Source organism: Tsukamurella sp. 8F, assembly GCF_029167375.1.
Taxonomy (GTDB): Bacteria; Actinomycetota; Actinomycetes; order Mycobacteriales; family Mycobacteriaceae; genus Tsukamurella.
Genome location: NZ_JARFTP010000002.1, coordinates 68,231 through 89,647 on the forward strand (window position 1 = coordinate 68,231; position 21,417 = coordinate 89,647).

At 69.1% G+C, this 21,417-nt stretch carries 21 protein-coding genes; 13 read left to right on the plus strand and 8 right to left on the minus strand.

Going from position 1 to position 21,417, the window contains the following annotated elements; all coding sequences use genetic code 11:
• Positions 1-43 precede the first annotated feature (43 nt).
• A complete protein-coding gene (locus P0W64_RS01785) occupies positions 44-511 on the minus strand; it encodes a M15 family metallopeptidase (RefSeq protein ID WP_275478341.1) in 468 nt (155 codons plus the stop codon).
• A gap of 50 nt (positions 512-561) precedes the next feature.
• A complete protein-coding gene (locus P0W64_RS01790; protein ID WP_275478342.1) occupies positions 562-1,137 on the minus strand; it encodes a hypothetical protein in 576 nt (191 codons plus the stop codon).
• Between the two features lie 240 nt (positions 1,138-1,377).
• Here P0W64_RS01790 and rapZ point away from each other — a divergent pair, with 240 nt between their 5' ends.
• The 8 genes from rapZ to ppc all read left to right on the plus strand — a co-directional run bounded on the left by rapZ (position 1,378) and on the right by ppc (position 10,545).
• Positions 1,378-2,235, plus strand: coding sequence for an RNase adapter RapZ (gene rapZ, locus P0W64_RS01795; RefSeq protein ID WP_275478525.1), 858 nt, complete (start codon positions 1,378-1,380; stop codon positions 2,233-2,235).
• A complete protein-coding gene (yvcK, locus tag P0W64_RS01800; RefSeq protein WP_275478343.1) occupies positions 2,232-3,182 on the plus strand; it encodes a uridine diphosphate-N-acetylglucosamine-binding protein YvcK in 951 nt (316 codons plus the stop codon). The genes rapZ and yvcK overlap by 4 nt, the downstream gene beginning before the upstream one ends.
• Before the next feature lie 70 nt (positions 3,183-3,252).
• The gene (gene whiA, locus P0W64_RS01805) at positions 3,253-4,230 is read left to right on the plus strand and encodes a DNA-binding protein WhiA (protein ID WP_275478526.1); all 978 of its coding nucleotides are present in this window, start codon (positions 3,253-3,255) and stop codon (positions 4,228-4,230) included.
• A 104-nt stretch (positions 4,231-4,334) separates the two neighbouring features.
• Positions 4,335-5,354 carry a type I glyceraldehyde-3-phosphate dehydrogenase gene (gene gap / locus P0W64_RS01810; protein ID WP_275478344.1) on the plus strand — a complete coding sequence of 340 codons (1,020 nt, stop codon included), beginning with the start codon at positions 4,335-4,337 and terminating at the stop codon, positions 5,352-5,354.
• Between the two features lies 1 nt (position 5,355).
• On the plus strand, positions 5,356-6,594 hold the full coding sequence (locus P0W64_RS01815; RefSeq protein ID WP_275478345.1) for a phosphoglycerate kinase: 1,239 nt from the start codon (positions 5,356-5,358) through the stop codon (positions 6,592-6,594).
• 9 nt (positions 6,595-6,603) lie between these two features.
• The gene (gene tpiA, locus P0W64_RS01820) at positions 6,604-7,386 is read left to right on the plus strand and encodes a triose-phosphate isomerase (protein WP_275478346.1); all 783 of its coding nucleotides are present in this window, start codon (positions 6,604-6,606) and stop codon (positions 7,384-7,386) included.
• A gap of 45 nt (positions 7,387-7,431) precedes the next feature.
• The gene (gene secG, locus P0W64_RS01825) at positions 7,432-7,665 is read left to right on the plus strand and encodes a preprotein translocase subunit SecG (RefSeq protein ID WP_275478527.1); all 234 of its coding nucleotides are present in this window, start codon (positions 7,432-7,434) and stop codon (positions 7,663-7,665) included.
• Positions 7,666-7,785: 120 nt separating this feature from the next.
• On the plus strand, positions 7,786-10,545 hold the full coding sequence (gene ppc / locus P0W64_RS01830) for a phosphoenolpyruvate carboxylase (protein WP_275478347.1): 2,760 nt from the start codon (positions 7,786-7,788) through the stop codon (positions 10,543-10,545).
• 22 nt (positions 10,546-10,567) lie between these two features.
• Here the strand turns inward: ppc and P0W64_RS01835 are convergent, their stop codons facing one another.
• A complete protein-coding gene (locus P0W64_RS01835) occupies positions 10,568-12,310 on the minus strand; it encodes a serine/threonine-protein kinase (protein ID WP_275478348.1) in 1,743 nt (580 codons plus the stop codon).
• Between the two features lie 113 nt (positions 12,311-12,423).
• Between P0W64_RS01835 and P0W64_RS01840 the strand changes: the two genes are divergently transcribed.
• Together P0W64_RS01840 and P0W64_RS01845 are read left to right on the plus strand one after the other, a co-directional pair.
• Positions 12,424-12,864 (plus strand): limonene-1,2-epoxide hydrolase family protein, encoded by a 441-nt coding sequence (locus P0W64_RS01840; protein ID WP_275478349.1) that lies wholly within the window; start codon positions 12,424-12,426, stop codon positions 12,862-12,864.
• A complete protein-coding gene (locus tag P0W64_RS01845; protein ID WP_275478350.1) occupies positions 12,861-13,403 on the plus strand; it encodes a hypothetical protein in 543 nt (180 codons plus the stop codon). The genes P0W64_RS01840 and P0W64_RS01845 overlap by 4 nt, the downstream gene beginning before the upstream one ends.
• Before the next feature lie 78 nt (positions 13,404-13,481).
• Here the strand turns inward: P0W64_RS01845 and P0W64_RS01850 are convergent, their stop codons facing one another.
• Entirely contained in the window at positions 13,482-14,627 is a 1,146-nt protein-coding gene (locus tag P0W64_RS01850; RefSeq protein WP_275478351.1) for an acyl-CoA dehydrogenase family protein, read from the minus strand.
• Between the two features lie 311 nt (positions 14,628-14,938).
• Between P0W64_RS01850 and P0W64_RS01855 the strand changes: the two genes are divergently transcribed.
• From P0W64_RS01855 to P0W64_RS01865, 3 genes are read left to right on the plus strand one after another with little or no spacing between them, the layout of a single operon-like run.
• A complete protein-coding gene (locus P0W64_RS01855) occupies positions 14,939-15,253 on the plus strand; it encodes a hypothetical protein (protein ID WP_275478352.1) in 315 nt (104 codons plus the stop codon).
• Positions 15,250-16,221 (plus strand): hypothetical protein, encoded by a 972-nt coding sequence (locus P0W64_RS01860; RefSeq protein WP_275478353.1) that lies wholly within the window; start codon positions 15,250-15,252, stop codon positions 16,219-16,221. The genes P0W64_RS01855 and P0W64_RS01860 overlap by 4 nt, the downstream gene beginning before the upstream one ends.
• A 14-nt stretch (positions 16,222-16,235) precedes the next feature.
• A complete protein-coding gene (locus P0W64_RS01865) occupies positions 16,236-16,955 on the plus strand; it encodes a VOC family protein (protein WP_275478354.1) in 720 nt (239 codons plus the stop codon).
• Positions 16,956-17,019: 64 nt separating this feature from the next.
• Here the strand turns inward: P0W64_RS01865 and pgl are convergent, their stop codons facing one another.
• The 4 genes from pgl to tal are packed head-to-tail and all read right to left on the minus strand — an operon-like array spanning position 17,020 to position 21,375.
• Positions 17,020-17,757: a 6-phosphogluconolactonase gene (gene pgl, locus P0W64_RS01870; protein WP_275478528.1), complete on the minus strand. Its 738-nt coding sequence runs from the start codon at positions 17,755-17,757 to the stop codon at positions 17,020-17,022.
• On the minus strand, positions 17,751-18,674 hold the full coding sequence (opcA, locus tag P0W64_RS01875; RefSeq protein ID WP_275478529.1) for a glucose-6-phosphate dehydrogenase assembly protein OpcA: 924 nt from the start codon (positions 18,672-18,674) through the stop codon (positions 17,751-17,753). Before opcA ends, pgl begins: the two co-directional genes overlap by 7 nt.
• The gene (zwf, locus tag P0W64_RS01880) at positions 18,671-20,224 is read right to left on the minus strand and encodes a glucose-6-phosphate dehydrogenase (RefSeq protein ID WP_275478355.1); all 1,554 of its coding nucleotides are present in this window, start codon (positions 20,222-20,224) and stop codon (positions 18,671-18,673) included. The genes opcA and zwf overlap by 4 nt, the downstream gene beginning before the upstream one ends.
• Positions 20,224-21,375 (minus strand): transaldolase, encoded by a 1,152-nt coding sequence (gene tal, locus P0W64_RS01885; RefSeq protein WP_275478356.1) that lies wholly within the window; start codon positions 21,373-21,375, stop codon positions 20,224-20,226. The genes zwf and tal overlap by 1 nt, the downstream gene beginning before the upstream one ends.
• Between the last annotated feature and the right edge of the window lie 42 nt (positions 21,376-21,417).

Genomic DNA, 21,417 nt, shown 5'->3' on the forward strand with positions numbered 1-21,417 from the left:
TTGTGGTCGTTCACCCGCGGGAAACGCGGCACCCGACCGGGGCTCAGCGGTCCGAGGCGTCCGTGAGTGGCGCCGGGCACGTGCCGCCGGGAGCGGTCAACACCTCGAAATGCCACCACTCATTGGCGTAGGCGCGGCACAGGCCGTAGCGGGATCCGTTAGCGCGCAACCAGTTCGCGCCCGTGGCAGGGCCGACGTCGATGGCCTTGCCGGTCACGTGCGTCGACTCGGAGGGTGGCAGCACCCACCTGCGCGCGGCCGCGGGGCTGCCGTACTGGGCGATGCCCTGCTCCCACAGTCGTTCCTGCTCGGACCAGGAGCGCTTGCCGGAGGTGATCCACGTGGTCACGCCGTCTCGGGCCGCAGCCGCATGGGCTTCGCTGTATGCCTCGGCGAGCGCTGGTGTGAGGCCTCCAGTCCCTGGGGCGTAGGCGTGCGCTGAGGGCGCAGCGCCCAGACCACCGATCAGCAGAGCGGCGGACGAGGCGAGAACACGGCGGGGAATACTCATGGCATTGCCACCGTAGCTCCGACCGGCGCTCGGCGGTACGCATGCGGTGCTCAGCGATACACGCGCAGCGGTATCTCGCGCGGTTCCGGCCCATTCGGCACGACCGCGCCCTCGAAGCGGAATCCGAGGCGCGACGCGAGGGCTTCCTCGACGATGTACTCCAGGTCGAGGAAGTCCGGATCGACCTGGTCCTCGCCGTGTTCGGCCCGCTCGAACGTCAGCGGTTCGCCCACGTCCTCCTGTACCTCCCCGTCGGCGCCCGCGATCGCGCGGACCAGGTTGCCGCCGTCCCAGTGTCCATAGATTCCCAGTGCGGATACAGAGTGCAGGGCGAACTGGTCGACCGTGCCGCCCCGTGCAGCCGCGATCAGCCCCGGTGGGATCTTGGTCGGCTCGGTGACGAAGCCCTCGTAGGCGACGATCGCCACGTCGTGGAACACTCCGGCCGCGATGTGCCCGTCGCGCGGATCGGCGTCGGTGAAGAGGTCGCCCGGACGCCTGAACCGTCGCCGTCCGAACAGGTCGTCCACCAGAGCGTCCGTCGCCGCGATGTCGATTCGAGGGCGGCGCAGCACGTCCGCCGGAGCCGAGTGTGCGAGGACGACGAACCATGCCTTCATTCCCATGGCCGGGAAGCTAGGGCGCGTTACTTGCCTCCGGGTGAACGAACGCCTGGCATGCACGAGCTGCACTACCGGACGAACCGCCCGGACCCGAGTGCGGTCCCGGACTACTGTGGAGCGCAGTGCGCCGGGAGAGAGGGAGTGCAAGTGGTCGGAGGCCGCGGGACACACGGCGAGGAGATGCAGAGTCGCGAGACGCACGGCGAGGAGCGGACCGTCGGCGCGAACAGCAGCGACGGCCCGATGGACGTACTGCTGGTGACCGGCCTGTCGGGTGCCGGGCGCGGTACGGCCGCGAAGGTACTCGAGGATCTGGGCTGGTACGTCGCGGACAACCTGCCGCCCGCCCTGATCCGCAACATGGTGGATATGGGGCTCTCGGACGAGTCCCGCATCCCCCGCCTGGTCATCGTTACGGATGTGCGCTCCAAGACGTTCACCGGCGATTTCGCCAGCATCCGCCGAGAGCTGGCCGAGAAGGACATCGAGCCGCGCGTCCTGTTCCTCGACGCCTCCGACCAGACCCTGATCCGTCGCTTCGAGGCGGTCCGGCGCCGTCACCCACTCCAAGGCGACGGCACGCTCGCCGAGGGGATAGCCGCCGAACGCCGGATCCTGCAGCCGATCCGGTCCACCGCGGACCTGGTCGTCGACACCACTGCCCTCTCGGTCTCGAAGCTGCGCGGAACCATCGAGAGCGCGTTCTCGAGCGCACGCTCCGGCATCGTCACGGTGACTGTGCAGTCCTTCGGCTTCAAGAACGGCATCCTGCTCGATGCCGACATGGTGCTCGACGTGCGTTTCCTGCCGAACCCGTACTGGGTCCCGGAGCTCCGCCCGCACAACGGCCGGGATCGCGAGGTCGCGGACTACGTGCTGGGCCAGCCGGGCGCGAGCGACTTCCTCGACACCTATATCGATCTGCTCGATCCCGTCATCGCGGGCTATCGCCGCGAGGGCAAGCTGTATCTGACGGTCGGGATCGGCTGCACGGGCGGCAAGCACCGCAGCGTCGCGATGACCGAGGAACTAGCGCGGCGCCTATCGTCCCGCGCAGATCTGCAGGTTCGCGCGACCCACCGGGACCTGGGGCTCGAATGACGGGCCGGGACTTCGCCGTCGCCTCACTCGGCGGCGGTCACGGGTTGTTCGCGACACTGCAGGCCGTCCGCACGCTGACGCGAGACATCACGGCGATCGTCACGGTCGCCGACGACGGCGGCTCCTCCGGCCGGTTACGCACCGAGCTGGGCATCATCCCGCCCGGCGACCTGCGAATGGCGCTCGCGGCGCTGCTGCCGGACACCGAGCAGGGCCGGTTCTGGGCGGGCGTTCTGCAGCACCGGTTCGGGGGCGGAGGTGCGATGGCCGGGCACCCCGTCGGCAATCTGGTGCTGGCCGGCCTGTGCGAGGTGCTGGGGGATCCGGTGAGCGCCCTAGACGAGTTCGGCCGGAGGTTCGAGGTCCAGGGCCGGGTGCTGCCGATGGTGTCCGGGCCGCTGCGCATCGAGGCGGATGTTGCCGGACTGGAGGACGACCCGCGGCTGACCAGGGTGATTCGCGGCCAGGTAGCGGTGGCGGCGACGCCGGGCAAGGTGCGTCGGGTGCGGCTGGAACCGCCGGAACCGGGCGCCACGGAAGAAGCCGTGCATGCCATCCGGAATGCCGACGTGGTGACCGTCGGGCCCGGATCGTGGTTCAGCTCGGTGATACCGCACGTCCTCGTCCCGGCTCAACTCGAGGCTCTGCGGACGACGAATGCCCGCCGGATCCTGATCCTGAATCTGGCGCCGGAACCGGGTGAGACCAGCGGATTCTCGGCAGAGCGACATCTTCATGTTCTCGCGGCGCATGCGGAGGGACTACAGTTCGACGACATCCTGATCGACGCGGACACTGCGCCGTCGGGGGCGGACCGGGCGCACCTGGTGCGTGCGGCGTCGGTGTTCGGCGCGAAGGCGCACTTCGTACCCGTATCACTGCCTGGAACGCACCGGCACGACGTCGCGGCGCTCGCGTCCGCGATCAGGCGGTGTCACGTACAGTGAATCAAGTACAGTGAATCGCTTGCAGGACTATTCTGAACGATAGTGAAACGGAGGACACCCCGTCGTGGCATTGACTGCCGAGGTGAAGGACGAACTGAGCCGGCTGGCGATCACCCAGGTCAGTTGCCGCCGCGCGGAAGTCGCCTCCCTACTCCGATTCGCGGGTGGGCTGCACATCCAGGGCGGCCGGGTCGTCGTCGAGGCCGAGGTCGACATGGGGATCATCGCCCGTCGGCTCCGCAAGGAGATTCTGGACCTGTACGGCTATAACGCGGACGTGCATGTGCTCGGCGCAGGTGGCCTGCGGAAGGCCGCTCGATACATCATCCGCGTCGCGAAGGACGGCGAGGCGCTGGCGCGCCAGACCGGTCTGCTCGATCAGCGTGGCCGCCCCGTTCGGGGGCTTCCGCCCCAGGTCGTGGGTGGTTCCGTGGGTGACGCCGAGGCCGCGTGGCGGGGCGCCTTCCTCGCCCACGGCTCCCTGACCGAGCCCGGCCGCAGCAGCGCGCTCGAGGTCTCGTGCCCCGGCAACGAGCTCGCGCTCGCGCTCGTAGGGTGCGCGCGCCGCCTCGGCGTGACGGCCAAGGCGCGCGAGGTCCGCGGCGGGGATCGCGTCGTCGTTCGGGACGGCGAGGCGATTGGCGCACTGCTCACGCGCATGGGCGCCAATGACACCCGCCTCGTATGGGAGGAGCGGCGCATGCGCCGCGAGGTCCGGGCGACTGCCAACCGGCTCGCCAACTTCGACGACGCAAACCTCCGCAGGTCCGCCCGCGCGGCGGTCGCAGCCGCCGCGCGTGTCGAGCGGGCCCTCGAGATCCTCGGCGACGACGTGCCCGACCACCTCGCCAAGGCGGGCGCGCTCCGCGTGGAGCATCGGCAGGCGTCTCTGGAGGAGCTGGGCGCGCTGGCCGACCCGCCGATGACCAAGGACGCGGTCGCGGGAAGGATCCGGCGACTGCTCTCGATGGCCGACAAACGCGCAACTCAGGACGGCGTTCCCGACACCGAGTCCGCCGTCACGGCGGATATGCTCGAGGACGGCTGAGCCGCTCCCCGGGGCGGTGCCGAAGAACCTTTCGCCCGGCGGAAAGCGGTGATCGCCGATAGGGTGATTCCGCACACAATCACCTACACCAAGGAGCACTCGAAGTGACTGTTCGAGTTGGCGTCAACGGGTTCGGCCGGATCGGCCGCAACTTCTTCCGCGCGGTCGCGGCCCAGAAGAAGCTGGGTACCACCGACATCGAGATCGTGGCGGTCAACGACCTGACCGACAACGCGACTCTGGCCCAGCTGCTGAAGTACGACTCGATCCTCGGCCGCCTGGATCAGGAAGTGAGCCTGGAGGCCGACGACACCATCGTCGTCGGCGACCAGAAGATCAAGGCCCTCGAAGTCCGCGAGGGCCCGTCGGCGCTGCCGTGGGGTGATCTGGGCGTGGATGTCGTCGTCGAGTCGACCGGCATCTTCACCGACGGTGCCAAGGCGAAGGGGCACCTCGACGCGGGCGCCAAGAAGGTGATCATCTCCGCGCCGGCGAAGAACGAGGACATCACCGTCGTCATCGGTGTGAACGACGACAAGTACGACGGCAGCCAGAACATCATCTCCAACGCCTCATGCACCACCAACGGCCTTGCGCCCGTGGCGAAAGTGCTCAATGACGAGTTCGGTATCGCCCGTGGCCTGATGACCACGATCCACGCGTACACGCAGGACCAGAACCTCCAGGACGGCCCGCACAAGGATCTACGGCGTGCCCGCGCCGCGGCGCTGAACGTAGTGCCCACGTCGACCGGTGCCGCCAAGGCGATCGGGCTCGTGCTGCCCGAGTTGCAGGGCCGACTCGACGGCTACTCGCTGCGTGTTCCGGTGCCTACGGGCTCGATCATCGACCTGACCGTCGACCTCGCGAAGACAGCCTCTGTCGATGAGGTCAACGCCGCGCTGAAGGCTGCTGCGGACGGACCGCTGAAGGGCATCCTGAAGTACTCGACGGACCCGATCGTCTCGAGCGACATCGTCACCGATCCGCACTCGTCGATCTTCGACGCGCCGCTCACCAAGGTGATCGACGACCAGGTCAAGGTATTCGCGTGGTACGACAACGAGTGGGGATACTCGAACCGACTGGTGGACCTCGCCGGGCTGGTGGGCAAGTCTCTCTAGTATGTCCTCTGTGCCTACCCTTACCGATCTGATCGAAGCCGGTGTAGCCGGCCGCACGGTGCTCGTCCGTTCGGACCTGAACGTCCCGCTCGACGGCGACGTGATCACCGACGCGGGCCGCATCGCCGCCTCCGTCCCCACCTTGAAAGCTCTCGTCGAGGCGGGTGCGAAGGTGATCGTCACCGCGCACCTCGGCCGCCCCAAGGGTGAGCCGGACCCGAAGTTCTCGCTCGCGCCGGTGGCCGTCGAGCTCGCGAACAGGCTGGGGCGCAACGTCCAGCTCGCGACCGACGTCGTCGGGCAGGACGCTCTCGCGCGCGCGGAGGGGCTCACCGACGGCGACGTCCTACTGCTGGAGAACGTGCGCTTCGACCCGCGGGAGACCAGCAAGGACGACGCGGAGCGTGAGGCCCTCGCGCGCGACCTCGCGGAGCTCGTCGACGTGTCCTCGCACGTCGGGCCGGGCGCGTTCGTCTCCGATGGCTTCGGTGTCGTGCACCGCAAGCAGGCCTCCGTCTACGACATCGCCAAGCTGCTGCCGCACTACGCCGGCAACCTGGTCGACTCGGAGGTCCGCGTTCTCGGGCGGCTCACCGAGAGTCCCTCGCGGCCATATGCCGTGGTGCTGGGCGGGTCGAAGGTATCCGACAAGCTCGGAGTGATCCGGGCCCTCGCACCTAAGGTCGACACCCTGGTGATCGGCGGCGGCATGGCGTTCACCTTCCTTGCCGCGCAAGGGTATTCGGTCGGAACCTCGCTCCTGCAGGAGGATCAGATCGAGGTCTGCAAGCAACTGCTCGATGAGTTCGCCGATGTGCTGCACCTGCCGACCGATGTCGTGGTCGCGGACGCGTTCTCTGCGGACGCGAACTCGCAGACCGTTGCGGCATCCGAGATCCCCGACGGCTGGATGGGGCTCGACATCGGCCCCGAGTCGGTCAAGCGGTTCGCGCAGGTCCTCACCCAGGCGAAGACGGTGTTCTGGAACGGCCCCGCGGGTGTGTTCGAGTTCCCGGCGTTCGCGGCGGGCACGAAGGGGGTCGCCGAGGCCGTCATCAAGGCCACGGGTGGTGGCGCGTTCACCGTCGTCGGCGGCGGAGACTCGGCCGCAGCCGTGCGCACGCTCGGCCTCGACGAGGACGGCTTCAGCCACATCTCGACCGGTGGCGGCGCGTCGCTCGAGTACCTGGAGGGCAAGGAGCTGCCCGGCCTCGCCGTACTGTCCGAGCCCAACGCATAAGGAGTACGCATGAGCCGCAAGCCGCTGATCGCCGGCAACTGGAAGATGAACCTGAACCACCTCGAGGCGATCGCGGTGGTTCAGAAGCTCTCGTTCTCGCTCCCTGAGAAGTACTTCGCCCACGTCGACGTGACGGTGATCCCGCCGTTCACGGACCTGCGTTCGGTGCAGACCGCCGTCGACGGTGACGACCTCCTCATCACCTACGGCGCACAGGACCTGTCGCCGCACGACTCCGGCGCGTACACGGGGGACATCAGCGGGGCCTTCCTCGCGAAGCTCGGGTGCACGTACGTCGTGGTCGGGCACAGTGAGCGCCGCACCATCCACGGCGAGACCGACGAGGTCGTTCTCGCCAAGGCCAAGGCGGCGCTGCGCAACGGGCTCACGCCGATCGTCTGCATCGGCGAGGGGCTCGACGTGCGCGAGCGAGGCGAGCAGGTGGCCTACAACGTCGCGCAGCTGAAGGGCTCGCTCGCGGGACTCACCGCCGAGGAACTGGCGAAGACCGTGATCGCCTACGAGCCGGTCTGGGCGATCGGGACCGGCAAGGTCGCGACCCCCGCCGACGCGCAGGAGGTGTGCGCCGCGGTACGTGGCACGATCGCGGAGCTCGCGAACGACGAGGTCGCCGCAGGCATCCGCATCCTCTACGGCGGCTCGGTGAGCAGCAAGAACGTGGGAGACATCGTCGCCGAGACCGACGTCGACGGTGCGCTCGTCGGAGGTGCGTCGCTGAAGCCCGAGGAGTTCGCCTCACTCAGCGCCATCGCCGCCGGTGGGCCGCTCTGACGGCGTCCGACGACTGATCGCGTAGACTGGCCGACCGTGGAAACGTTGCGGACCGTGCTGAATATCGCACTCATCGTGCTGAGCCTGCTGCTCGTCATGCTCGTGCTCCTGCACAAGGGCAAGGGCGGCGGCCTGTCGTCGATGTTCGGCGGCGGCGTGCAGTCGTCGCTGTCGGGCTCATCGGTGGTGGAGAAGAACCTGGACCGGCTGACGATCTTCGTCGGCATCGTGTGGGTCGTCTGCATCGTCGGCGTGACGCTGAGCATCAAGCTGGCTTAGCATCTGACGAAGAGAACGCCGCGAGTCCTTTTGGGCTCGCGGCGTTCTCGCGTGTCGGGATGTCGCAGCGCACGTTGCTCGCACTGAGAGATCGGGGCAGCGGCGGCATAATGCTCTCTCATGACGACAGCCCCCGATCGTGGCGCGACCGAACCCCTGCGGGACGACATCCGTCTGCTCGGCGGGATCCTGGGGGAGACCGTGCGCGAGCACGCCGGGGAGGAGACCTTCGACCTGGTCGAGAAGGCTCGCGTCGAATCCTTCGCGGTGCGCCGCTCCGAGCTCGACCGCGCCGAGCTGGCGGCGATGCTGGCGCCCATCCCCACGGCGCAGGCGCTGCCCGTCATCCGGGCGTTCAGCCACTTCGCCCTGCTCGCCAACCTCGCCGAGGACCTGCACCGCGAGCGGCGTCGAGCGATCCACGTGCGTGCGGGGGAGCCGCCCCAGGCGTCGTCGCTGGCGGCGACATACGCCGTGATCGACGACGCCGGCCTGGCGCCGTCGGACGTGGCGGCGGCGCTTCGTCATGCATTGGTGGCTCCTGTGATCACCGCGCACCCGACGGAGACCCGCCGACGCACCGTGTTCGAGACGCAGCATCGGATCACCGAGCTCATGCGGTACCGCGACCGTACCGAGCTCGATGCCGGGGAGGAGGCGCGCATCGAGCTCGCGCTGCGGCGGCAGGTCCTCACGCTGTGGGATACGGCCCTTGTGCGGCTCGAGCGGCTGCGCATCCAGGACGAGATCGAGTCGGGCCTGCGCTACTTCGAGGCGTCGTTCCTCGAGGTGATGCCCGAGCTCAACCGCGAGTTGCGTACCCGGCTGCGCGAGATGTATCCGGGTGTCGACCTGCTCGCGGAGCCGATGCTCCGGCCGGGTTCGTGGATCGGGGGCGACCGCGACGGCAATCCGAACGTCACGGCGGAGGTCGTCGCCATGGCGACGCAACGCGCGTCGGCGACGGTCCTGCAGCACTACCTGCGGCAGCTCGCCGAGCTCGAGCGTGAGCTGGCCCTGTCGGTCCGCCTCACGACGGTGTCCGACGAGTTGCTCGCGCTCGGTTCGTTCGACGAGTCGCCCCGCCGAGCCGACGAGCCGTACCGCCGCGCGCTCAACTGGATCCACGGGCGGCTGTCCGCGACCGCGGATGCGCTGCTGTCGGGTGAGTTCGATGGGCGCCTCGACATCGGTGCGCCGCGCTATACCGACCCAGCCGAGTTTCGGGCGGATCTGGACGTCGTGGACGATTCGCTGCGCGGAGGCGGCGACGGCCTGCTCGCCGATGACCGCCTGCAGGACCTACGCGAGGCGGCCGCCACGTTCGGCTTCCACCTCTCGTCGCTGGACATGCGGCAGAACTCGGACGTGCATGAGGAGACGATCGCCGAGATCTTCGCGTGGGCGGGCGTGCACGACGACTACGTGTCGCTCGATGAAGACGATCGGGTCGCTCTGCTGTCCGCGGAGCTTCGTACCCGGCGGCCGTTGACAGGGCCCGGTGCCGAGTTCTCCGAGCAGACCACCAAGGAGCTCGGGATCCTCCGTGCCGCTGAGCACGCGGTCCGCACGCTGGGCTCGGCCGCGGTGCCCAACTACATCATCTCGATGTGCACGTCGGTATCCGACATGCTCGAGGCCGCCGTATTGCTCAAGGAGGCCGGTCTGCTGAGGCCCGGCGACGGTGCAGCGGGCGGCCCCGCCTGCCCTCTCAACATCGTGCCCCTGTTCGAGACCATCGAGGACCTGCAACAGGGGGCGCCGACGATACGCGCCGTGCTCGGCGTGCCCGAGTACCGCGCCCTGGTCGATGGCAAGGGTGGGCTGCAGGAGGTGATGCTCGGCTACTCGGACTCCAACAAGGACGGCGGCTACCTGGCAGCGAACTGGGCGCTTTACCGCGCCGAGCTCGACCTCGTGCAGGCGGCGCGCGACACCTGCATCACGTTGCGGCTGTTCCATGGGCGCGGGGGCACCGTCGGACGCGGCGGCGGTCCGTCGTACGAGGCCATCCTCGCGCAGCCGCCGGGGGCGGTCCGGGGTTCGCTGCGGCTTACCGAGCAGGGTGAGATCATCGCCGCCAAGTACGCCGAGCCGACCCTCGCGCGGCGCAACCTGGAGTCCCTCGTCGCGGCGACACTCGAGTCCTCCCTACTCGATACCGAGGGGCTGGGCGACGACGCCGGGGACGCCTACGCGATCCTCGACGAGCTCGCGGCGCTGGCGCGAGAGGCCTACAGCGACCTGGTCCACCGCACCGAGGGGTTCGTCGAGTACTTCACCACCTCGACGCCGGTCGCCGAGATCGGTTCGCTCAACATCGGGTCGCGGCCGAGCTCGCGCAAGCAGACGTCGAAGATCTCGGATCTGCGGGCGATCCCGTGGGTGATGTCTTGGTCGCTCTCGCGCGTGATGCTGCCCGGCTTCTACGGTACGGGCGCTGCCTTCGAGCAGTGGGTGGGCGGAGATCCGGAGCGCCTGGAGAAGCTGCGGGACCTGTACCGGCGGTGGCCGTTCTTCCAGACCGTGTTGTCCAACATGGCGCAGGTGCTCTCGAAATCGGATCTCGGTCTCGCGTCCCGCTACGCGGATCTCGTTCCGGATAAGACGTTGCGGGACAAGGTCTTCGGGATGATCTCCACGGAGCACACACGCACTATAGATATGTACTTCCAGATCACGGAGACCGATGACCTGCTCGCTGACAACCCGGCTCTGAAGCGCTCCGTATTCAACCGGTTCCCGTACCTGGAACCCCTGAACCACCTGCAGGTGGAGTTGCTGCGCCGGTATCGAGCCGGCGACGCCGACCCGCAGGTGCAGCGCGGGATCCTGCTCACCATGAACGGCCTCGCCACCGCCCTGCGCAACTCGGGCTAGCTCGCAACGAGTGCAGACGGTCCTAGAACGTCCGGGTGGTGCCGCTGGGGCCCGCGGTGTCGGAGATGAACTTGGCGAGGCAGTGCTCGTTATCGAACCCGCTGGTCTTGCACCAGTTGACGGCCGAATCGGGATCGGGGAACGAGAACGCGGTGACGGTGACCCACGCGTCCTGCATGTCGAAGACGGTCCAGTCGGTGCTGTAGAGCAGGCGCGCGCCGCCGTATCGCTGGCTCAGCGAGTTCTCCTCGTCCAGGATCGCCGCGGCGTCCCAGACCTTGCCGTCGACGTTCCACCCCGGCTGCTTCGTCGACAGCTGCGCGACCCAGCGGTTGTTCAAGGACGCCAGCACGTACGGCCGATCTCCCGCGGCACGGGCCTGTAGGTCCGCGACGGTGACCGCAGGCGCCGCGGAGGTCCCGGTCTGCGTCGGCGGTGCCGCGATCACGGTGGTGGCCTGTCCCTGTGCCGTCACCGTCTGTGTCGCCGTCTGGGTCGCGGTCGGTGGAGCCGCGGCCGAACCCCCGGCCGCGGTAGTCTCGGGACGCGAATCGCGGTTCCCCAGAAGCACATACGCCAGCACGCCCACGATCGCCACGAGCGCGAGCGCCGCCGTGGCCAGGACGGGGACCGCGATGCCGCGCCGCGGCGCGGGGGCGGGGTACGGGTGGCCCAGGGCTCCCGGATATCCGGCCTGCGGGTACGACCCCTCCGCCCGCGGATACGAAGCACCGCGATAGCCCCCGGGATGCGAGACGCCCGGATATGAGGCCGCCGGATACGAAGCCGCGGGCGGGAGGCCGGGCTGCGAGACGTGCGTAGGTGCGTCCACCGACCGTGAGGCTCCGGTCTCGCCGCCGGCGGCGACAGCGGGACGGATCACCGTCTCGTCGTACCCGGTTCCCGGGTCGGGGAGGCGGACCGTCGGGGCGGAGGCACCGTCGAGGGCGGCCCGCGCGGCGGCACTGAGCTCGCCGCAGCTGCCGTACCGATCGCCCGGCTCCTTGGCCATGCCGCGCTCGATCACACCGTCCATCGCGGTGGGGACAGCAGCTGTATCGGACACCCGCGGGATCTCGGCGGTCGCATGCAGGCGCAGCATGGCTCCCAGCGAATCGGCATGGAATGGCGGCCTGCCCGTGAGGGCCTCGAACAGAACGCAGGTCAGCGCGTACTCGTCGCCGGCCGCCGTCGGCGTCGTGCCGTCGAACCGCTCGGGCGCTGCGTACGCCTGCGATCCGACGAACATCCCCGCCGACGTCATCCGGGACTGGCTGTCCGCGACCGCGAGCCCGAAGTCGACGAGGTACGGGAACCCGCTCGCGGTGAGTCGGATGTTGGCGGGCTTGACGTCGCGGTGCACCAACCCCTTGGCGTGTGCGGCGTCGAGGGCGCCGGCGACCTGCGCGACCACGTCGACGGCCTCTGCCGCATCGAGTGGGCCGTCGCGCAGTACATCCGCGAGGTCCCGGCCCTCGACGAGGCGCATGTCGATGTAGAGCACGCCGTCGATCTCGCCGAAGTCGTGGATCGGGATGACATGCGGGTCGGCGAGCCCCGCGGCGGCATGCGACTCCCGGTCGAATCGCGCTCGGAACGCCTCGTCCTCGGCGACGGAGGAGTGCAGCACCTTGAGTGCCACGTCGCGGTCGCGGCGCTCATCGTGCGCGCGATAGACCTCTCCCATGCCGCCTCGCCCGAGCAACCGGCCGATGCTGTACGGCCCGAGCGTCGTACCTGTGCGGGCCCCGTCGGTGTTCGACATCCCCGTCCCCCTCCTGAGGCTCCGCGTGCTTGGGGAACCGCTGGAAACGATGGTATTCCGGCGGTGCGACAAGTTTTGCGAGACGGACGGGAAATCGTCTCTACTCTTGGGTCATGACTACTCGGATCCAGGCAGATCAGGACGTCGTGACCCGCTTCCTCGCCGATATGGCGGCAGGCCGCGTGGACGCGGCGATCGCGGCCTTCGACGACGACGTCGTATATACCAACGTCGGGCTCGCGACGCTACGTGGCCGCCGCAGGGCCGGGCGCGTCATCGCGTTGCTCGATCGCCCGGCTCTCGGGTTCGACGTGCAGTTGACGTCGATAGCGGCCGACGGTGGCACCGTCCTCACAGAGCGGATCGACGAGCTGCGCATCGGGCCGATGCGCATCCGGTTCTGGGTGTGTGGGCGATTCGACGTGTCGGACGGTCGGATCACGTTGTGGCGCGACTACTTCGACAACGTCGACGTCCTCAAGGGGCTCGCCCGGGGCGTCGTCGCCCTCGCGATCCCGGCTGTGCAGCGGCCGCTTGCACCGATCGAGAGATGACGGGCTACGGTCACCCGCCGCAGCGCGGGGGGAGTGTGGTGACCGCGGTCGTCGTCGGGGCGATGGTGGTCGCTCTGGCGGCCGCGGCGACGTTCGTGTACGTCGGCGTGCAGATCGGTTCGCGCGCCGTGGTCGGCCGAGCTGTGGCCATCACGCCCGACTACGGCCGCGCCGACCAGGTGGCCGTGCGCTATGCGCGAGGTGCCGCAGCGATCGACTACCGGCGGATCGATGCGTGGAAGTCCGCGGTGGTGTGGCATACCTCGCCCGAGTTGAAGGCCAGGCTGGAGGGCACATTCGGCGCGATGACCAGCCTCGTCACCGGAATGCAGTGGGTGTCGACGGTGACCGGCGAGCCGGACGCCGTGCGCAGGCAGGCCAAGGGGCTCACCGCGGTCGTCGACGTGTTCATGCACATTCGGACCGTGTCATCGGCTGCTGCGCAGGGGTCTTCGTCTACCGTCCAATACGTCATCACGCTGGACGGGGCGCGGGACTGGCTGATCACCGACGTGGGCGCACCCGGCACACCCAGGTAGTGACCACGGACGCCGATTCCAGACGAGAGCGCCGGCCGCCCCACTCGGGGACGGCCGGCGCTCTCGCGTGAGATCGCGCTAGAGGGTGCGCGCGATGATCTCCTTCATGATCTCGTTGGTGCCTGCGTAGATCATCTGCACGCGGTTGTCGACCCAGAAGCGGGCCGCGGGGTACTCGGCCATGTACCCGTAGCCGCCGAACAACTGCAAGCACTCGCTCGCGACCTGCTGCGCACGGTCGGACGTCCACCACTTGGCCATCGCGACCGTCGGGATGTCGAGCTCGCCCTTGACGTGCTTCTCGATGCAGTCGTCCACGAAGACCCGGGCCACGGTCGTCTCGGTGATCGCCTCGGCGAGCTTGAACTTGGTGTTCTGGAAGCCGAAGATGGGCCGGCCGAACGCCTCGCGCTCCTTGGTGTAGCGCAGGGTCTCCTCGAAGATGACCTCCATGCCGGCGGTACACGCCTGCGCGATGATCAGTCGCTCCTGGGGCAGCTGCTGCATCAACTGGTAGAAGCCCTGACCCTCGTCGGTCCCCAGGAGATTCGAGGCAGGGATACGGACGTCGTCGAAGAACAGCTCGGACGTGTCCTGACCCTTCTGACCGATCTTGTTGAGCACGTTGCCGCGGCGGAAACCCTCGCGGTCGCCCTCGACGAGCACCAACGAGATGCCGGAGGCACCCTGGCTGGGGTCGGTCTTGGCGACCACGATGATGAGGTCGGCCTGCTGGCCGTTGGTGATGAACGTCTTGGACCCGTTGACGACGTACTCGTCGCCCTGCTTGATGGCGCGGGTCTTGACGTTCTGCAGGTCCGAGCCGGTGCCGGGCTCGGTCATCGCGATCGCGCCGACCACCTCGCCGGACGCCATCTTGGGCAGCCACTTCTTCTTCTGCTCCTCGCTGCCGTAGGACAGGAGGTAGTGCGCGACGATCCCGTTGTGCAGCGAGACGCCCCAGGAGGTGTCGAACGCCTGGGCCTGCGCGGCGATGAGCACGGCCTCGTGGCGGAAGTCACCGCCGCCGCCCCCGTACTCCTCGGGGATCGAGAGGCACAGCAGCCCGAGCTCGCCGGCCTTGTTCCACAGGTCGCGGTCGACGTGGTGCTGCTCGGCGTACTTCTCGATGTTGGGCGTCAGCTCCTTGGCGAGGAAGGCGTCAGCCATCTCGCGGAGCTGGTCCATCTCCTCGTTCATCCAGCTCGAACGGCGTCGGGCCATAGCGGTCACCTCTCTGCGAAGGAATCGGCGAAAAACAATCACCAGTGCATGTATTTGCGATGGTAGCGCGTCCCGGATTCTTCCCGAAACCGAGGGGAACCGAACAGCGCGCCCGCGCGTCTAATTGTTGCGGGACACACAGGGGCCGCAAGCGCGTCGGCCGATCAGGTGGGGCTGTGTGTTCTCGCAGATCCGCGACGCAGGCCAGCCGGTCCGAGGGCCCCGGGCTGGGAGCGCGTCGAGGAGGCATGCGGGGCCGTGGGCGAGAGGGGAGCGTCCACGGCCCCACTCGTCGGCACGGAGGGGGATTCATGGACTTCACACTCGACTCGGACGCCATGCGTGAGCGCCAGGGCCGTCTGGACGGCGTGGCGGTCCTGGCGGAGGGGGCCGCGACCGCGGCACACTCCAGGCTGGACTCGACCGCGATGGGGACGCTCTTCGGGGCGTTGACAGAAGCGGTAAACGGGGGCCTGGGGGCGATCGACGGTGCCGTATCGCGTCAGGTGGCCGACCTCATCGAGTATTCGGGTGGTCTGGAGCGGACGTTGGCCCTGCTGTCCGCCGCCGACGGTGCCGGGGCCGACGGCCTGACTCGCGCGGCGGCGGGCTCGGGGGCGCCGTGAGCGGCGCGGTGGGGCTCGCCGACGGCATCCCGGTGGTAGAGGCGGTCGAGGGCGCCGCCGGCGCGGTCGCCAGCGGCGACTGGACGGGCGGAGTGTCCGCGGGCATGGCGTTGTCCACGGCCGGTTCCGCCGCGGTGGCCGATCCGGTCGGGACGATCGTGGCGGGCGGTTGGGGCTGGGTGTTCGAGCACGTCCCGGTCCTGCGGGATGCGCTCGACTGGCTGGCGGGTGACGCGCAGGCGATCGAGGCGACCTGTGCCGCGTGGTCCGAGCAGGTCGCCGTTCCGCTCGGGCGTGCGGGGGAGTCGCTGGCCGATACGGTCGAGGGAACGAGGGGGATCTGGACCGGTGACGCGGCGGACGCCTATCGCGACGCGGGCCGCCGGCTCGCCGAACGGCTCGGATCCGTCGCGATCGCGGCCAGGGCTGCTGCGGTCGGGATCCGGATCGCCGGCACTCTGGTACTGGAGACACGAAACCTCATTCGCGACATGCTCGCTGAGTTCGCAGCGTGGCTCAGCGTCACATGCGCGGCCGCGGTGGCGTCGTCCGTTCCGACCGCGGGCTCGTCGGTCGCGACCTGGATGCAGATCGCGACCGCTCGGGCCGCCGCCCTCGGGGAGAAGGTCACGTCGAAGCTGGCCGCGCTGGCGCCGAGACTCGAGGCCTTCACCTCGCATGTGGGCACACTCGCCCGGGTCACGGAGAGACTCGGGCGGGTAGCGGCGGGCCTCGAGGGTGCGTCCGGATTCGCCCGGCGCGTCGCCGCCGCGCCTTCGCCGAGCGCTGAACTCGCAACTCGGTTGAGCCGCGCCGCATCGGCGGTGCCCACGGGCGCCGCGGCCCGGGAGGCCGTCGCGGGGGCAGCCCCCACGGCGGTCGTCAAGGCCGTCGGCGACGGATGGAAGGCGGCGTCGCAGTCCGGCCCGCCTGAAGCCGCCGGTGCAGACGCGGGTAGCGGTACGTAGTGCAGGATGGGCGCGTGACCGAACCGCCAGTAGATGCCGTCCCGGCCCGCGACGCCGTCATCCTCGATGTGCCCGAGACCTCTCGCGAAGCGCACGCCCGGCTGCTGGGCAAGCCGCCGGGGCCCGCGATCACGGTGGGCGGCGTGGAACTCGTTGTGGGGCTGCCCGAATGGGCGTCGTCATCGGGACTGCTGATCGGTGAGGCGGACGATACAGGCGGTGCCGTCCGCCTCACCCGTCGGCGGGGGCTCGCGGTCGCCGACGGCGGCCGGTACCACCCGGCGGCTGTGCACGGGCTGACACTCGGCGTCGTCGGGCCGGAATCCCGAGAATGCGAGCAGGACCGAGCATCGGACGGGGAGTCGGACGTCGTGGGTCTCGACCATCTGGTCCTGCTGTCCCCGAATGCCGACCGCACGATCGCCACGATGTGTGGCCGGCTCGGGTTCGACCTGCGCCTGGACCGCGTGCAGGACTGGGGCGTGCATCAGCTGTTTCTCCGCCGCGCCGCGCTGTTGGTGGAGGTCGTGATCCAGGACGGCGATCCGTACGGCGACGACGCCCTGTGGGGAACCGCTTGGCGCACGGCCGATATCGACGCGACTCACGCCCGCCTCACAGCGGAGGGCGTAACGGTGAGCGAGGTGCGCACCGGCCGCAAGCCGGGCACTCGCGTCGCCACCGTGAAGGACCCCGCGCTGGGGATCCCGACCATCGTCATCGAGCAGCGATGACCACATCCGCCGCTGATGCCGTCGGCCCCGTTCGTGTGGGCGGGCGATGGATGCGTCGGAACGGTCAGGACTGCAACTCGGCCGCCGCGGCCTTGTCGATGTACCAGACGGTGTCGTCGATACCGTGGGCACCGGCGCACGGCCAGTCGTCGGGATCCGCGTCGCCGACGCCCGCGGCGACGGCCTGAGCCTTCGCCTCACCGGACACCAGGAACCACACCTGCCGCGCGTAGGCGACGGCCGGCAGGGTGAGTGTCAGGCGCTTCGGCGGGGGCTTCGGTGAGTCGGTCACTGGAACCACGAGTCGTGATTTCTCGCGCACCGCGTCGGTGTGCGGGAACAGCGAGTTGATGTGACCCTCGGGGCCCATGCCCAGCAGGTGCACATCGAAGGTGGGCAGTGGTCCGGCGAAGCCGCGCTCGGATGCGTTGTCCGACAGCCGCTTAGCGTATACCTGGGCGGCCAGCGCGATGTCGCCGCCGAACTCGTCGGATGTTGGATATCGGAACAGTCGCGGGCCCTGCACATGCGAGAACAGGGCCTCGTCGGCCTGGACATCGTTGCGGTCGCGGTGGCCGTCGGCCACGAACCGCTCGTCGCCGTAGAACACGTCGACGCGCGACCAGTCCACCGCGGCCCGCCGCAGTTCGCGCAGGATCGCGATGCCGTTCGAGCCGCCGGTCACCACGATGGACGCGAAGCCGCGTGCCTCTTGCGCGGCGGCGATGAGCGCCGCCAGGTCGTCCGCGGACGCCGCTGCCAGGGCGGGGGAGTCCGGGAAGATCTTCACGGTGGTCACGATGCGGCCTCCTCGACCTCGGGCACGCCCGCGAGGGCGAGCTGATAGATCACGTCGTCCTCGAGGCGGCGCAGCTCCTCGGCGACGCAGTCGCTGATGTCGCGGCGCGCGATCGCGACCCGGCCGTCGGGTTGGCCCGGACGGCTGATCACGGCGGTGTTGTTCTGGTCGACGGCGAGCGTCAGCGTGCGTTCCCCGCGGGACAGGCGCACCTCGAAGCTGCCGACCAGGCGCTGGACGGGCACCCCGAGCTGAGCGCGCAGCCATCCCGCGAGCAGGTCGATCTCGGGGTTGCCTGCCGGTCCGGACACCCGCGCAGCCGTGATCGGACCGTGGGGCGGCTGGTCGAGGGCGGACGCCAGGAGCGCGCGCCACGGCGTGATACGCGACCAGCACAGGTCAGAGTCGCCGGGCCGGTAGCCGTCGCGCCGTGCCGTCAGCGCTGAGCGGGAACCTTCTCCCGCGGCGACGCTCTTGCCCGCATCGGTGATCCGTCGGGAAGCGAGGCGGCCCAGCCCGTCGTCCGCGGGCACGGCAGGGGCCCGCCCCGGCCACCAGGCCACCACCGGGGTGTCGGGCAGCAGGAACGGAACGACCACGGAGTCGGCATGGTCGGCGAGTGGTCCGTACAGGCGCAGAACGACCACCTCGGACGCACCGGCGTCGCCGCCGACGCGGATCTGCCCGTCCAGCCGGGAGCGCTCGGAGCGTGAGCCGCGCGCGATCACGATCACGCGGCACGGGTGCTCGCGCGACGCATCGTTCGCGGCCTCTATCGCCGTCTCGGTCGGTTCGCCCTCCTCCGCGGACACGATGAGCGTCAGGACGCGGCCGATGGTGACCGCGCCGCCGGATTCGCGGAGGCTGATCAGCTTCTTGCTGACCGCCGCAGTGCTGCTGTCGGGAAGGTCCACGATCATGGTCGCCGCCACGTCCTTCCTGTGCGGGCGAGCATCTCGTCCGCGCTTTCGGGTCCCCAGGTACCTGACTCGTACTCCTCCGGACGACCGCCGGCCGCCCAGTGCCCGATGACCGGGTCGAGGATCCGCCAGGACAGCTCCACCTCGTCGTTCACGGGAAACAGCGAAGGCACCCCGAGCAGCACGTCCAGGATGAGGCGCTCGTATGCCTCGGGAGAGCTTACGGTGAACGCGGTGCCGTACGAGAAGTCCATGTTGACGTCGCGGACCTCCATCGACGAGCCCGGCACCTTGGAACCGAACCGCAGGGTGACGCCCTCGTCGGGCTGGACGCGGATGACCAGGGCGTTCTGACCGAGCTCCTCGGTCATCGTGTCGTCGAACGGCAGATGAGGCGCGCGCTTGAACACGAGCGCGATCTCGGTGACCCTGCGCCCCAGGCGTTTTCCCGTGCGCAGGTAGAAGGGCACCCCGGCCCACCGCCGCGAGTCCACCTCGACGGTGATGGCCGCATAGGTCTCGGTGGTGGAGTCCTTCGAGAAGCCCTCCTCATCGAGCAGCCCGACGACCTCCTCGCTGCCCTGCCAGCCCGGCCCGTACTGCCCGCGTGCGGTCGTCTCATCGAGGGGCTCGGCGAGCTTCGCGGCCGACAGCACCTTGATCTTCTCGGCCTGCAGCTCCGACGGGTGGAAGCTCGTGGGTTCCTCCATCGCCACCAGCGCCATCAGCTGGATCAGGTGGTTCTGGATGACGTCCCGCGCGGCGCCGATGCCGTCGTAGTAGCCCGCGCGCCCGCCCAGGCCGATGTCCTCGGCCATCGTGATCTGCACGTGGTCCACGTAGTGACTGCTCCACACGGGGTCGAACAACTGGTTCGCGAAGCGCAGGGCGAGGATGTTCTGCACCGTCTCCTTGCCGAGGTAGTGGTCGATGCGGAACACCGACTGCTCGGGGAAGACGTCGTTGACGATCCTGTTGAGCTGCTTCGCGGATTCGAGGTCGTGACCGAACGGCTTCTCGATCACGACGCGGCGCCAGGACGACTCGCTCTGGTCGGCCAGCCCCGAGCGCTTCAGCTGTTGCAGCACCGTCGGGAACGCGCCCGGCGGGATGGAGAAGTAGAACGCGTGATTGCCGCCGGTGCCGCGCTCGGTGTCCAGTTGCTTGAGCGTGGCCGCGAGCTTATCGAAGGCGTCGTCGTCGTCGAAGCTGCCCTGTACGAAGCGAAAGCCCTCGGAGAGCCTGTCCCACACGTCCTTTCGGAATGGTGTGCGGGAGTGCTCCTTCGCGGCGTCGCGGACGATGGCGGCGAAGTCCTCGTGGTCCCAATCCCGGCGCGCGAAACCGACGAGTGCGAAGCTCGGCGGCAGCAGGCCGCGATTCGCGAGGTCGTACACGGCCGGCATGAGCTTCTTGCGGGCCAGATCGCCGGTGACGCCGAAGATCACGAGCGACGACGGTCCCGCGATGAGCGGGAGGCGCCGGTCGCGCGGCTCCCGGAGTGGGTTACTCCACGAGTCTTCCGGCGCCCCGTCGGGGGAGTCCGCCATCAGGCCTGTGCCTTCAACTGCTCCGCAGTGGCGTCGAGGAGCTCCTTCCACGCCTTCTCGAACTTGTCGACGCCTTCGTCCTCGAGCACCCGGAACACGTCGGCCAGGTCGACGCCGACCTGCTCCAGCGCGCCGAACACGGCCTCGGACTCGTCGCCCCGCCCGACGATGGAGTCGGTCTTCGGCGTGCCGTGGTCGGCGAACGCGTCCATCGTCTTGCCGGGCATGGTGTTGACCGTGTTGGGTGCGACGAGGTCGGCCACGTAGAGCGTGTCGGGGTAGTCGGGGTTCTTCACGCCGGTGGACGCCCACAGCGGTCGCTGCTTGGTGGCGCCCGAGCCGATAGCCTTGAACCGCGCCGCCGAATCGGAGGCGCCGTCCTCGGGGCGTACTCCGTCGGTGCCGTTGAAGGACTCCTCGTAGGCCACGTACGCCAGGCGCGCGTTCGCCAGGCCGGCCTTGCCGCGCAACGCCTTCGCCTCGTCGGAACCGAGGGCCTCCAGGCGCTTGTCGATCTCGGTGTCCACGCGGGAGACGAAGAACGACGCGACGGAGTGGATCCGCGACAGGTCGTGGCCCGCCTTCTTCGCCTCCTCGATGCCCGCGAGATAGGCGTCGATGACCTCCCGGTAGCGCGCCACCGAGAAGATCAGCGTCACATTCACGGATATGCCCTCGGCGAGCACACGGGTGATCGCGGGCAGGCCCTCGACTGTGGCGGGGATCTTGATCAGCAGGTTCGGCCGATCGACGATCTTCCACAGCTCGACGGCCTGCACGACGGTCTGGTCGGTGTCGTGCGCCAGGCGGGGGTCGACCTCGATGGAAACGCGGCCGTCGACGCCGCCGGTCTGCTCGTACACCGGGGCGAGGACGTCGCACGCCTCGCGGACGTCGTCGGTGGTGACGGTGCGGACGGTCGCGTCGACATCGGCTCCGCGCTGCGCGAGCTCTGCGACCTGCCCGTCGTACGCGGTGCCCTTCGACAGCGCGGCCTGGAAGATCGACGGGTTCGTGGTGACGCCGGTGACCGACTTCGTCTGGGTCAGTTCGGCGAGCCCGCCCGACTTGATCAGGTCACGGGACAGGTCGTCCAGCCACACGGAGACTCCGGCGGCATGCAGGGCGGCGAGATTGGGGTTCTGCGACATGTTCGGTCTTCTTCCCTGTCGGTTCTCTATGGACGTAACTGG

What these genes read in the sequence shown, in the direction of transcription:
- P0W64_RS01790 (WP_275478342.1), bottom strand. Translation starts at nt 1,137, where the DNA reads ATGGGAATGAAGGCATGGTTCGTCGTCCTCGCACACTCGGCTCCGGCG.
- ppc (WP_275478347.1), top strand. Translation starts at nt 7,786, where the DNA reads ATGACGACAGCCCCCGATCGTGGCGCGACCGAACCCCTGCGGGACGAC.
- yvcK (WP_275478343.1), top strand. Translation starts at nt 2,232, where the DNA reads ATGACGGGCCGGGACTTCGCCGTCGCCTCACTCGGCGGCGGTCACGGG.
- tal (WP_275478356.1), bottom strand. Translation starts at nt 21,375, where the DNA reads ATGTCGCAGAACCCCAATCTCGCCGCCCTGCATGCCGCCGGAGTCTCC.
- P0W64_RS01815 (WP_275478345.1), top strand. Translation starts at nt 5,356, where the DNA reads ATGTCCTCTGTGCCTACCCTTACCGATCTGATCGAAGCCGGTGTAGCC.
- P0W64_RS01850 (WP_275478351.1), bottom strand. Translation starts at nt 14,627, where the DNA reads ATGGCCCGACGCCGTTCGAGCTGGATGAACGAGGAGATGGACCAGCTC.
- P0W64_RS01840 (WP_275478349.1), top strand. Translation starts at nt 12,424, where the DNA reads ATGACTACTCGGATCCAGGCAGATCAGGACGTCGTGACCCGCTTCCTC.
- P0W64_RS01855 (WP_275478352.1), top strand. Translation starts at nt 14,939, where the DNA reads ATGGACTTCACACTCGACTCGGACGCCATGCGTGAGCGCCAGGGCCGT.
- rapZ (WP_275478525.1), top strand. Translation starts at nt 1,378, where the DNA reads ATGGACGTACTGCTGGTGACCGGCCTGTCGGGTGCCGGGCGCGGTACG.
- tpiA (WP_275478346.1), top strand. Translation starts at nt 6,604, where the DNA reads ATGAGCCGCAAGCCGCTGATCGCCGGCAACTGGAAGATGAACCTGAAC.
- opcA (WP_275478529.1), bottom strand. Translation starts at nt 18,674, where the DNA reads ATGATCGTGGACCTTCCCGACAGCAGCACTGCGGCGGTCAGCAAGAAG.
- zwf (WP_275478355.1), bottom strand. Translation starts at nt 20,224, where the DNA reads ATGGCGGACTCCCCCGACGGGGCGCCGGAAGACTCGTGGAGTAACCCA.
- P0W64_RS01785 (WP_275478341.1), bottom strand. Translation starts at nt 511, where the DNA reads ATGAGTATTCCCCGCCGTGTTCTCGCCTCGTCCGCCGCTCTGCTGATC.
- P0W64_RS01835 (WP_275478348.1), bottom strand. Translation starts at nt 12,310, where the DNA reads ATGTCGAACACCGACGGGGCCCGCACAGGTACGACGCTCGGGCCGTAC.
- P0W64_RS01845 (WP_275478350.1), top strand. Translation starts at nt 12,861, where the DNA reads ATGACGGGCTACGGTCACCCGCCGCAGCGCGGGGGGAGTGTGGTGACC.